The sequence below is a fragment of the Cupriavidus sp. 8B genome, from assembly GCF_054589115.1.
Map to the genome: position 1 here is coordinate 1 of NZ_BAAILO010000606.1, position 11662 is coordinate 11662.

Below are 11662 nucleotides of genomic sequence, written 5' to 3' on the forward strand. Positions count from 1 at the left end.
GACTGCATCTCCATGTTCAGTTTAGGAAGAATAGGTCTTTCTTTCTTTTGTCTCCACCCTCTTTACGAGTAAAGAAAAGTGACATCTCACACGTTCCAAAACGGCCAACCCCGTACAGCCGCGACAGCAGCTAGAAGCGCCAAAACACCTCCAGCCCATCAACCATCAAAGTCGCCCAGCCGCGACAGCAGCTAGAAGCATCAAAACCCCGCCCACAAGAGACCCCCCCGCGTCAGCGGGGCCAGAAGCGCTACCCCCCCCGTCCCCCTATCACCCCCTATTCGCCCACCCCGTCACCCTCCTCTCCAAAACCGCAAAAAACTCATACATCACCATCGCCATCACAGCAATCACCACCAGCCCGGCAAACGCCAGCGGCATCTTCATCGCCGATCCGGCCGAGACCAGCAGATAGCCAATGCCCTCGTTAGCGGCACTCATCTCCGACACGGTAGTGCCAACGAATGCCAGCGTGATCGCCACCTTCAGCGACGCAAAGAAATAAGGCATGGACCGCGGCAGCCCGACCTTGAGCAACACATCGGTGCGCTTCGCACCAAGTACGCGCAGCACATCCTCCAGTTCCGGCTCCAGCGTAGCCAGCCCTGTCGCGATATTGACCATGATCGGGAAGAACGAGATCAGGAACGCGGTCAGGATCGCCGGGCCGGCGCCCAGGCCGAACCACACCACCAGGATCGGCACGAACGCCGCTTTCGGCAACGCATTGAACGCCGTCATCAGCGGATAGCCGGCCGCGTACGCCAGCCCGGACGAGCCCATCAGCAAACCCAGCACCACGCCCACGACGATGGCAAGGCCAAAGCCGACCATGGTGGTCCAGAAGGTACGCCAGGCATGGCCGGCAATCACATCCCAGTACTCGAACAGCGACGTGACGATCGCGCTGGGGCTGGGCAGGATGAAGTCCGACACATTGAACACAAGGCAAGCGCCCTGCCACAGCAGCAGGAACGTGCCCAGCAACAGCCACGGCGCCACGCGCTGCACGCGGCGTTGCTGGGCCGCGCTTATCGAGGAAGAGAAAGTACTCATGGTCAGTGCTGCCGTACGTGGCCGATCTTCTCGCGCAGCGAGTGCACAAGGTCGGCAAAGGGTTCGGTATAGGTCAGGTCGAGGTCGCGCGGACGCGGCAGGTCGATCTCCTTGCGCGTGAGGATGCGCCCCGGGCGCTGGCTCATCACGTAGACGGTGTCGGCCAGGAACACGGCCTCGCGCAGGTCGTGGGTGACCAGGATCACGTTGAAGCGCTGCGCCTGCCACAGGTCGCGCAGCACGCACCACAACTCCTCCCGGGTAAAGGCGTCGAGCGCGCCGAAGGGCTCGTCGAGCAGCAGCATGCGCGGCTCGTGGATCAGCGCGCGGCAGATCGAGGCGCGCTGCTGCATGCCGCCGGAGAGCTGCCACGGGTACTTGTCCTCGTATCCGGCCAGGCCCACGGTGCGCAGCAGTTCGCGCGCCCGCGCCGTGTATTCCTCGCGCCTCTGGCGCAGCGTGGAGCGGTACGGCTCGACGATCTCCAGCGGCAGCATGACGTTCTGCAGCGTGGTGCGCCAGGGCAGCAGCGTCGGGGCCTGGAAGGCCATGCCCACCATCTTGAGCGGGCCGGTAACCTTCTCGCCGGCGATCTTGACCACGCCGCGCGTGGCCGGCTTGAGGCCGGTCGCCAGCTTCATGAAGGTGGACTTGCCGCAGCCGGAGGGCCCGACGATGGCGATGAACTCGCCCGGCTCGACCTGCAGAGAGATGTCCTCGATGGCGAACTCGCCCTGGCGGGCAAGCTCGTCGTTATAGGCGAGCCAGACGCGGTTGAACTCGACAAAGGGTCGCGCCGCCGGCTCGGCCGGCAGTTCCGCGGGGGCCGCGGCCCCCGTACGCAGGGAAGGCTGGGAAGTCGCGCCCATCGTCATCGCAGCACATCCAGTTCGGCAGCGGACGGCAGGTAGGCATCGGTCCACAGGTTGTCGGGGTTGATGCGGCCCTTGGTGCCAAAGGCATCGGCCACTTGCGAAGCCATCAGCGAGAGGCGCGGCTTGTTGACCCGGCCAAAGCCCTCGGCGCGCGCGTCGGGCGACTTGACCACGCTATCCAGCGCCATCTTCAGGCGCTTGGTCTCGAGCTTCTCGTCGATGATGCCGTCGCGCGCCTTGACCGCCTTGATGCCCTCTTCCGGCTTGGCGATCACGTCCTTGGCCGACTTGGCGAAGGCGCGCAGGAAGGCCTTGACCGCCTCCGGGTTCTTCTTGAGGAAGTCTTCCGAGGCGATCACGGCGTTGCCGTACAGCTTCACGCCGTATTGCGGGTAAGGCAGCACCACGATGTCCTCGTCCTTCACGCCGCGCGCGTTCAGGTTAAGGATGGAGGTGAAGGAGAAGCCGGTGATGGCGTCGAGGTCGCCGCGCGTGAGCATGGTCTCGCGCAGGGTCGGGTCCATCGCCTGCCAGTTGAAGCTGGATGCCTGCAGGCCGTTGGCCTTGGCGAAGATCGGGAAGGCGCGGCGTCCGGCGTCGAACACCGGTGCGCCGAGCTTCTTGCCGGCCAGGTCGTGCGGGGTCTTGATGCCGGACTTCTTCAGCGCCAGCACGGCGGCGGGTGTGTTGTTGTAGACCATCATCACGGCCACCGGCTTGTTCTTGGCATCCGGGTTGTTGCCGTAGAACTCCATCACCGACGCAAGGTCGGCAAAGCCCATGTCATAGGTGCCGGAAGCCACGCGGTTGACCACGTTGCCCGAGCCGTTGCCAGCGTCGATCGCCACATCGAGCTTCTCGGCCTTGTAGTAGCCCTTCTGCTCGCCCAGCAGGAACAGCGCGGACGGGCCTTCGAAGCGCCAGTCGAGCTGGAAGCGGACCTTGGTCTGGGCGTGCGCCTCGCCGGCAAATTGTGTCGACAGCACCAGTGCGGTGCCTAGCGCCATGCCAAGCTGCAACCAGCGGCGGCGTGCGGGGGACGCGGCGGCGCCGGACACGGCATGGGCCGGCTGGGCGCCTGCGAGAGCGGCCGGGACTTCGAACGGGGTGGCGAACGGGGTGGCGGCACGGAATAGCGGCATTGAACTCTCTCCAGTTAGTCGTCTTCCTGGATAGTTCGTCTGCAAGGCGCGTGCCATGCAAACACGCACCGCGATGGGGCGGGTACGCCACCTATTGTCGAACCAAATTCGTGCAATCGGATATTTCGGGACGGTTTGCCGCGATGGATTGTCAACAATCCATCGCGGCCCTGGCTATTTGCGTGTCAGGCGTCCTGCGTCGCGTCGCCCGCCTCGATGGCCAGCGCGGCATCCTCCACGGGCGCCTCGTTCTCGGCCGCGCTGCGCGCCTGGATGTGCCACATCTCGGCGTAGCGGGCATCGAGCCGCATCAGCTCGGCATGGGTGCCGCGCTCGATGATGCGGCCGCGGTCCATCACCAGGATCTGGTCGGCATGCACCACGGTAGAGAGCCGGTGCGCGATCAGCAGCGTGGTGCGGTTCTGCGCCAGCCGCATCAGCTCGGCCTGGATGGCCTGTTCGGTGCGGGAATCCAGCGCCGAGGTGGCTTCGTCGAAGACCAGGATCGGCGGGTTCTTCAGCAGCGTGCGGGCGATGGCCACGCGCTGCTTCTCCCCGCCCGACAGCTTGAGGCCACGCTCGCCCACGGGCGTGTCGTAGCCTTGCGGCAGCTCGCGGATAAAGCCGTCGATCTGGGCCGCGCGCGCGGCCTCGATGACTTCGTCGCGGGTGGCGTCGGGGCGGCCGTAGGCGATGTTGTAGTAGATGCTGTCATTGAACAGCACGGTGTCCTGCGGCACGATGCCGATGGCGCGGCGCAGGCTGTCCTGCGTGATCGATCGGATATCCTGGCCGTCGATCTCGATGCCGCCGCTGCTCACGTCATAGAAGCGGAACAGCAGCCGCGCCAGCGTGGACTTGCCCGAGCCGCTGTGGCCCACCACCGCGGTAGTGGTGCCGGCGGCGATGGTGAACTCCACATCGTCGAGGATCACGCGGTTGCTCTCGTAGCCAAAGCCGACATGGTTGAAATGCACCGCCGCACCCTGCACGCGCAAGGCGCCGGCGCCCGGCGCATCGGCCACTTCGCGGTTGGTGCCCAGCAGCACGAACATGCGATCCATGTCGGTGGTGGCCTGCTTGATCTCGCGGTAGATCACGCCGAGGAAGTTCAGCGGAATGTACAGCTGGATCATCAGCGTGTTGACCAGCACCAGGTCGCCCAGCGTGAGCTTGCCCGCCGCCACGCCCACGGTGGCGCGCCACAGGATCAGGATCAGGCCGGTGGCGATAATGGCCTGCTGGCCGAAGTTCAGGAACGACAGCGAGTTTTGCGAGCGGATCGCCGCGGTACGGTACTTGCGCAGGTTCTCGTCATAACGGCCGGCCTCGTATTCCTCATTGCCGAAGTACTTGACCGTCTCGAAGTTGAGCAGGGAATCGATGGCCTTCTGATTGGCGCGCGAATCCAGCTCGTTCATCTTGCGCCGGAAGTGCGTGCGCCACTCGGTCACCACGATGGTAAACACGATATAGCTCACCAGCGCGCAGCCCGTGATGGCGGCGAACCAGATGTCGTAGTGCAGGATGAAGAAGCCCATCACCAGCCCCATCTCGACCAGGGTCGGCAGGATGCTGTAGAGCGAGTAGGAGATCAGCGACTGGATGCCGCGCGTGCCACGCTCGATGTCGCGGCTCATGCCGCCGGTCTGGCGGTCCAGGTGAAAGCGCAGCGACAGCGCGTGCAGGTGGCGGAACACCTGCAGCGCGATCTCGCGCACCGCGCTTTGCGTGACCTTGGAGAACAGGATCTCGCGCAGCTCGGTAAACAGCGTGCCCGACAAGCGCAATATCCCGTAGGCGACGATCAGCCCCACCGGCACCACCAGCAGCGCGGTCGCGCTGCCGGCGGGCACATTCATGTTGTCCACCAGCTTCTTCATCAGGACCGGCACGCCCAGGTTGGCCACCTTGGCCGCCACCAGGCACACCAGCGCCAGGATCACGCGCCACTTGTAGTGCCAGACATAGGGCAACAGGTTGCGCACGGTCTGCCAATCGCTGCGGGGAACGTTGGATTTGCCGAAGAGGGAAGAAGGCTGGGCGGGGGACGGCTCGGCCGACGTAGAGTAGCGTCGCATACGTTAGAATTCGGGCGAATATGCGATTGTGGCAGAGATCGACATAATTAGCCGGCGCCACGCCGCAATCGCGCGTCACGGCAGCGCCACCACGCCCGGGCCGCGCGGCGGCAAGGTCACTCCTTCGCTGCCCGCCCTACCCCGCCCCAACCCGATCCAGCCTCATCAAGCAGCCATCATGAATCAAGCCAACGTCCTCCCCTGCCTGCCCCCTGGCAAGAATCCCGCACTGCGCGTGGTCCCCATGCCGGCGGATGCCAATGTGCATGGCGACGTCTTCGGGGGCTGGATCATGGCCCAGGTGGACATTGCCGGCTCGATCCCGGCGGTGGAACGCGCCCAGGGCCGCGTGGCCACCGTGGCGGTGAACTCCTTCCTCTTCAAGCATCCGGTCTTTGTCGGCGACCTGGTGAGCTTCTATGCCGATATCGAGAAGACCGGCCGCACCTCGATCACCGTGTCGGTGGAGGTCTATGCGCAACGCATGCGCCACAGCAACGAGATCGTCAAGGTGACCGAAGCCACCCTGACCTACGTCGCCACCGACGATACACGCCAGCCGCGCGTGCTGCCGAAGGAAAAGGACGCACCGCTGGCCTGAGGGTGCAGCGGCGGTTTCAATGCAAGTTAGTTGAACTGCGAGAAGTCCGGGCGGCGTTTCTCGAAGAACGCCTTGAACGCCTCCTTGGCTTCCGGCGCCTGCAGCATGCGCCGGAACACCTCGCCCTCCTCCGCCATTTTCGCTTGCACGGCAGCCTTGTCGCCGCCCTTCATCAGCCGCTTCGTCTCCCGCAGCGACGAAGCCGGCAGCGCGGCCAGCTTGCGCGCCTGCTGCTGTGCGAACTCGTTGAGCTCCGCCACCGGCAGCACGCGCGTGGCCAGGCCGATCTGCAGCGCTTCCTGCGCGCTGAAGGCTTCGCCCAGCATCAGCTTCTCGGCAGCGCGCTGGTGACCCAGCAGGCGCGGCAACAGCATGCTCGATGCCGCTTCCGGGCACAGGCCCAGCTGCACGAACGGCAGCGACAGCTTGGCCGTCTCGGAGACATAGACCAGGTCGCAATGCAGCAGCATGGTGGTGCCCACGCCCACCGCCGGGCCGCTCACCGCGGCCACCAGCGGCTTGCTGGCCTGGCTGATCTGCTGCAGAAACTGGAACACCGGCGCCGGTGGATCGCCCACCCCCGAGGTGGGCGGACGCTGCATGAAGTCTTCCAGGTCGTTGCCGGCGGTGAACACTTCCGGCTTGCCGCGGATCACGATCACGCGCACGGCAGGGTCGGTCTCGGCGGCGCGCAGCGCGTCGGCCATGGCCTGGTACATCGCCGCCGTGATGGCGTTCTTCTTGTCGAGGCGATCGAACTCGAGGGTCAGGATGCCTTGTTCGATGGTGGTCAGGATGCTCATGAAATCGTCTTCTCCTTACTGCTTGGTTGGCTTGTCTGCCTTGCCCTTCGCTTAAGCAAGTGGGCCGCTCATTCGAACGCCGGCGGATTCTCGCAAAGATAGCTCATCCCGAACGCTTTTGCGCCGACGTTGAGCGCCACCGTCAGGCTCATTGGCGCCAGCATCAGCTCCACGTCATGCTGCTGCGCGGTGCGCGCGAGCGACTGGTAGGCCGGCAACGCTTGAATCGCCTCGGGAGGTCCCGCATAGCTCAGCGATACTGCCGGGCTCAGCAAGCGGGCGCTGCGGATGCATTGCTGCGCGTGCGCCATCACGCGGCGGATGCCTTCATCCGCGCCGCGCGCCTTGGCCACCGGCTCGGTCTGGCCGCGATGCATATGCACGATGGGGCGGATATTGAACGCGCTGCCGAGCATGTAGCGGCCCCAGGTGATGCTGTTCTCGCCCTTGTGCTTGGCGCGCGTGTACATGTAGAGCAACTCGTCGGGCACCAGGAACATATGCGCTGCGTCGCGCAAGCGTGTCTCCACCGCCTCCACCACCGCTTGCGCGCTGGCGCCGCCGCCCAGCATGCGCGCGGCCTCGCGCACGATCAGCGCCTGGCCCGGGCCGATCGCGCCGGTGTCAATCACCGTCAGCTCGAACAGCCCCGTGCGCCCCGCATCCTTGCGCGCCTTGAAGCTCTTGGCCACGGTACCGACCACGGCGCCTGAGGCATGCGCGTACAGCTTGCTGCGGCTGCTGGCGATGGTGAGCAGAAGCGCGCGGTCGCATGAGGTCACCACATGCTTGAGCATGTGGTCTTCGATCTCGCGCTCGAGCAAGGGAATGGATTCGGCATAGTGGTCCTGCTTGCCGACCAGGTACTGCGCGTAGAGCGACGGCAAGGTCGGCTCGTCGCGCACATCGGCCACAAAGCGGTCGCCCGCGCGAATGCGGAACGGCACCGTCTGCACGCCGAGTTCGGCCATCAGCGCGCGCGGCATGTCGCACGCGGCGTCGGCCAGGATGAGTGTCTCCTGCATCTTGTTGTTTCCTCCCTGTCAGGTGAGCCGCATCGAGGCGGCAGCTGTCTCCTTGTTATGGCACTGCTTTCTTCACCTGATAGCGGGTTCGGAGGAAGGGCGGTGTTTATGCGCCGGTGCTGGCCTGACGCGCCCGCCCTCTCCCCCAACCCCTCTCCCGCTGCGCGGGAGAGGGGAGCAATACGTCGGCCAGCGAACCGCAGCGCTTGCTTGACGTGCTTGCTCTTTGTGGCGCGTTTAGACGCGCTCGAAGATACCTGCCGCGCCCATGCCCGTACCGACGCACATGGTGACCATGCCGTACTTCAGGTTATTACGGCGCAGTGCGTGCACCACGGTGGCCGAACGGATCGCACCGGTGGCGCCCAGCGGGTGGCCCAGGGCGATGGCACCGCCCATCTGGTTGACCTTGGCCGGGTCCAGCTGCAGGTCGCGCATCACCGCCAGCGACTGCGCGGCGAAGGCTTCGTTCAGCTCGATCCAGTCCATCTGGTCCTGCGTGAGGCCGGCCGCCTTCAGCGCCGCGGGAATCGCTTCCTTGGGGCCGATGCCCATGATCTCCGGCGGCACGCCGCGCACTGCGAACGAGACGAAGCGCGCCAGCGGCACCAGGTTGAACTGCTTGAGGATCTTTTCCGAAACCAGGATCAGCGCGCCGGCGCCGTCGGAGGTCTGCGAACTGTTGCCGGCAGTGACGCTGCCCTTGTTGGCAAACACCGGGCGCAGCTTGGCCAGGCCTTCGATGGAGGTCTCCGGGCGGGGGCCTTCGTCCAGCGAGATGGTGCGCGTCTTCACGTCGACCTGGCCGCTGGCCAGGTTGGGGAATTTCTCGACGATGTCCACCGGCGTGATCTCGTCCTTGAAGTCGCCGGCCTGCTGGGCGCGGATCGCCTTCTGGTGCGAAGCGAGCGAGAAGGCGTCCTGGTCCTCGCGGCTGACCTGCCACTTCTGTGCGACCTTCTCGGCGGTCAGGCCCATGCCGTAGGCGATGCCGATGTTCTCGTCGCGCTCGAAGATAGCCGGCGACATCGACGGCGAGTTGCCCATCATCGGCACCATGCTCATCGATTCCACGCCGGCGGCGATCATCACGTCGGACTCGCCCACGCGGATGCGGTCAGCGGCCATGGCCACGGCCGACAGGCCGGAGGCACAGAAGCGGTTGACGGTGATGCCACCCACGGTGTTCGGCAGGCCGGACAGCAGCGCGCCGATGCGCGCCACGTTCAGGCCCTGCTGTGCCTCGGGGATGGCGCAGCCAACGATAGCGTCCTCGATCAGCTTGGGATCGAGGTTAGGCACCTGCGCCACGGCCGCGCGCAGGATGGTGGCCAGCAGGTCGTCCGGGCGGGTGTTCTTGTACGCGCCCTTGGGAGCCTTGCCGATCGGCGTGCGGGTCGCGGCAACGATGTATGCGTCTTGCAGTTGTTTCATGATATCGGTTCCTCGCTTGCCTTAGTTGCGCACCGGCTTGCCGGTCTGCAGCATGCCCATGATGCGTTCCTGGGTCTTGCCCGTGCCGAGCAGGTCGACAAAGGCCTTGCGTTCCAGCGCCAGCAGCCATTCCTCGCTGACCAGCGAGCCGGCTTCCACATCGCCGCCGCACACCGCCTCGGCAATCCGGCTGGCAATCAGGAAGTCGTGCGCGGAGATGAAGCCGCCATCGCGCATATTGGCCAGCGATGCCTTGATAGTGGCAATGCCGGAGCGGCCCGCCACCGGCACCAGCGTGCCCGGCACCGGGGCGCGGTAGCCGGCGTTGGACAGGGCGCGCACTTCGTTTTGCGCCACGTAGAGCAGCTCATGCACGTTGAACACGATGGTGTCCGACGGCTGCAGGTAACCCATCTTCTGCGCGTCCAGCGCCGAGGACGAGACCTTGGCCATGGCCGCTGCCTGGAATCGGTTGGTGAGGAACTGCAGGTAGTTGGTGCTGCCGGCGGCTTGTGCTGCCCTTGCTGCCGCCAGCGCGGCTTCCTTCAGGCCGCCGCCCGCCGGCACCAGGCCCACGCCCACCTCCACCAGGCCGATATAGGTCTCCAGCGCGGCCACGCGCTTGGCCGAATGCAGCATCAGCTCACAGCCGCCGCCCAGCGCAATGCCGGACGCCGCCGACACCACCGGCACGGCGGAGTACTTCACGCGCATCATGCCGTCCTGGAATTTCTTGACGAAGGGCTCGATGCCCTTGGCGCCGCCCATCATGAAGGCCGGCATCGCGGCTTCCAGGTTGGCACCCGCGGAGAACGGGCCGCCCGGCGCGCCCAGTTGCAGCGACGTGGGCTGCCACACCACCAGGCCCTTGTACTCAGTTTCCGCCAGGTCGATGGCGCGCGTCAGGCCGTCGATCACATCCGGGCCGATGGTGTTCATCTTGCTCTTGAACGAGACCACCAGCACATCGTCCTGCCCTTCGCTCACCCAGATGCGCACCGCGTCGTTCTCTTCCACGGTGCGGCCGGCTTTGCGCGGATCGGCAGCCGCCGTGCCCTTGACCGCAGCGCGGAACACCTGGCGCTCGTACACCGGCAGCGCGTTGCGCTGCACGAAGGCCTGCGCGGCGGGCGACCACGAACCCTGCGCGCCGTGCACGCCCTGGTTGTCGGCCACCGGACCTGCGAACACCCACGCCGGCAAGGCCACATTGGCCAGGCCCTTGCCTGCGTCGATGTCTTCCTTCACCCACTCGGCCACCTGCTTCCAGCCGGCCGATTGCCAGTCCTCGAAGGGACCGGAATTCCAGCCGAAGCCCCAGCGGATCGCCAGGTCGATGTCGGCCGCGGAGCCGGCGATCTGCTCGAGGTAGACGCCGATGTAATGGAACACATCGCGGAACACCGCCCAAAGGAACTGCGCCTGCGGGTTGCTGGATTCGCGCAGCAGCTTGATGCGCTCGGCCGCATCCTTCTTCAGCATGCGCACCACGATCTCGTCGGCCTTCTTGCCCGAGTCGACGTACTGGCCCGTCTTGGGATCCAGCACCTTGATGGCCTTGCCTTCCTTCTTGTAGAAGCCGGCGCCGGTCTTCTGGCCCAATGCGCCCGCATCCACCAGCCCCTTGAGCACGGCAGGCGTCTTGTACACCGGGGCAAACGGATCGTCCTGCAGGGTGTCCTGCATGGTCTTGATCACGTGGGCCATGGTGTCCAGGCCCACCACGTCGGCGGTGCGGAACGTAGCGGACTTGGCGCGGCCCAGCTTGGAGCCGGTCAGGTCGTCGACCACATCGAAGGGAATACCGTACTTCTCGGCTTCGGCAAACACGGCCAGGATCGAGAAGATGCCGACGCGGTTGGCGATGAAGTTCGGCGTGTCCTTGGCGCGCACCACGCCCTTGCCGAGCGTGGAGGTCAGGAAAGTTTCCAGGCGGTCCAGGATCGCGGGCTGCGTGGTCGCGGTCGGGATCAGCTCCACCAGGTGCATGTAGCGCGGCGGGTTGAAGAAGTGCACGCCACAGAAGCGCGACTTCAGGTCCGCGTCGAAGCCATCGGACAGCGCGGTGATCGACAGGCCCGAGGTGTTGGTGGCAAAGATCGCGTGCGAAGCCAGGTGCGGCGCAACTTTCTTGTACAGGTCATGCTTCCAGTCCATGCGCTCGGCGATGGCCTCGATCACCACATCGCACTCCTTAAGCAGCGCGAGGTCGTCTTCGTAGTTGGCAGCCTGGATCAGGCCGGCTTCGTCCTTGATGCCGAGCGGCGCCGGCGAGAGCTTCTTCAGGTTCTCGATGGCGCGCAGCGAGATGCCGTTCTTGGAGCCTTCCTTGGCGGGAAGGTCGAACAGCACCACGGGCACGCGGGCGTTGACGAGATGGGCGGCGATCTGCGCCCCCATGACGCCGGCACCCAGCACGGCGACCTTCTTGACGATGAAATTGGACATGCGCGCTCCTAGGAAAGTGAGCGTTGAGATGAGGTGGGCTGGCTGCGCGCTGGCACCGGGGTTGCTGCTGCTGCTCCTGCTGCTGCCGCTGTTGCTGCCGGTGTGCTCCCCTCTCCCGCTTGCGGGAGATGGGTCGGGGGAGAGGGTGGGCGGTCGATCAAGCGTTATCGCTCGTTGAACCGCCGGCCCTCTCCCCC

The 11662-nt window shown here is 65.5% G+C and carries 9 protein-coding genes; 1 reads left to right on the forward strand and 8 read right to left on the reverse strand.

Annotation, left to right across the window (positions count from 1 at the left end; all coding sequences use genetic code 11):
- Positions 1 to 270: 270 nt before the first annotated feature.
- The 4 genes from ACYP5B_RS49970 to ACYP5B_RS49985 form a co-directional block, all read right to left on the reverse strand.
- Positions 271 to 1056, reverse strand: coding sequence for an ABC transporter permease (locus ACYP5B_RS49970; RefSeq protein WP_459574882.1), 786 nt, complete (start codon positions 1054 to 1056; stop codon positions 271 to 273).
- Positions 1057 to 1058: 2 nt separating this feature from the next.
- On the reverse strand, positions 1059 to 1925 hold the full coding sequence (locus tag ACYP5B_RS49975) for an ABC transporter ATP-binding protein (protein WP_459574884.1): 867 nt from the start codon (positions 1923 to 1925) through the stop codon (positions 1059 to 1061).
- A gap of 2 nt (positions 1926 to 1927) precedes the next feature.
- Positions 1928 to 3073, reverse strand: coding sequence for an ABC transporter substrate-binding protein (locus ACYP5B_RS49980; protein ID WP_400097565.1), 1146 nt, complete (start codon positions 3071 to 3073; stop codon positions 1928 to 1930).
- A 185-nt stretch (positions 3074 to 3258) separates the two neighbouring features.
- Positions 3259 to 5154 carry an ABCB family ABC transporter ATP-binding protein/permease gene (locus ACYP5B_RS49985; protein WP_400097567.1) on the reverse strand — a complete coding sequence of 632 codons (1896 nt, stop codon included), beginning with the start codon at positions 5152 to 5154 and terminating at the stop codon, positions 3259 to 3261.
- 178 nt (positions 5155 to 5332) lie between these two features.
- On the opposite strand from ACYP5B_RS49985, the gene ACYP5B_RS49990 reads away from it, so the two are divergent.
- Entirely contained in the window at positions 5333 to 5755 is a 423-nt protein-coding gene (locus ACYP5B_RS49990; protein ID WP_318236635.1) for an acyl-CoA thioesterase, read from the forward strand.
- 26 nt (positions 5756 to 5781) lie between these two features.
- On the opposite strand, the gene ACYP5B_RS49995 is transcribed toward ACYP5B_RS49990, so the two are convergent.
- The 4 genes from ACYP5B_RS49995 to ACYP5B_RS50010 all read right to left on the reverse strand — a co-directional run bounded on the left by ACYP5B_RS49995 (position 5782) and on the right by ACYP5B_RS50010 (position 11465).
- Complete coding sequence (locus ACYP5B_RS49995; protein WP_459574886.1) at positions 5782 to 6558, reverse strand: enoyl-CoA hydratase; 777 nt, start codon at positions 6556 to 6558, stop codon at positions 5782 to 5784.
- Positions 6559 to 6626: 68 nt separating this feature from the next.
- The gene (locus ACYP5B_RS50000) at positions 6627 to 7583 is read right to left on the reverse strand and encodes a DegV family protein (protein WP_459574888.1); all 957 of its coding nucleotides are present in this window, start codon (positions 7581 to 7583) and stop codon (positions 6627 to 6629) included.
- 237 nt (positions 7584 to 7820) lie between these two features.
- Positions 7821 to 9020: an acetyl-CoA C-acyltransferase gene (locus ACYP5B_RS50005; RefSeq protein ID WP_400097617.1), complete on the reverse strand. Its 1200-nt coding sequence runs from the start codon at positions 9018 to 9020 to the stop codon at positions 7821 to 7823.
- Between the two features lie 18 nt (positions 9021 to 9038).
- On the reverse strand, positions 9039 to 11465 hold the full coding sequence (locus tag ACYP5B_RS50010; protein ID WP_459574889.1) for a 3-hydroxyacyl-CoA dehydrogenase/enoyl-CoA hydratase family protein: 2427 nt from the start codon (positions 11463 to 11465) through the stop codon (positions 9039 to 9041).
- Between the last annotated feature and the right edge of the window lie 197 nt (positions 11466 to 11662).

Bases quoted from the DNA above. Each gene is read 5' to 3' on its own strand.
- ACYP5B_RS49970 (WP_459574882.1), bottom strand. From the start codon at position 1,056: ATGAGTACTTTCTCTTCCTCGATAAGCGCGGCCCAGCAACGCCGCGTG.
- ACYP5B_RS50000 (WP_459574888.1), bottom strand. From the start codon at position 7,583: ATGCAGGAGACACTCATCCTGGCCGACGCCGCGTGCGACATGCCGCGC.
- ACYP5B_RS49975 (WP_459574884.1), bottom strand. From the start codon at position 1,925: ATGGGCGCGACTTCCCAGCCTTCCCTGCGTACGGGGGCCGCGGCCCCC.
- ACYP5B_RS49990 (WP_318236635.1), top strand. From the start codon at position 5,333: ATGAATCAAGCCAACGTCCTCCCCTGCCTGCCCCCTGGCAAGAATCCC.
- ACYP5B_RS49980 (WP_400097565.1), bottom strand. From the start codon at position 3,073: ATGCCGCTATTCCGTGCCGCCACCCCGTTCGCCACCCCGTTCGAAGTC.
- ACYP5B_RS49995 (WP_459574886.1), bottom strand. From the start codon at position 6,558: ATGAGCATCCTGACCACCATCGAACAAGGCATCCTGACCCTCGAGTTC.
- ACYP5B_RS49985 (WP_400097567.1), bottom strand. From the start codon at position 5,154: ATGCGACGCTACTCTACGTCGGCCGAGCCGTCCCCCGCCCAGCCTTCT.
- ACYP5B_RS50010 (WP_459574889.1), bottom strand. From the start codon at position 11,465: ATGTCCAATTTCATCGTCAAGAAGGTCGCCGTGCTGGGTGCCGGCGTC.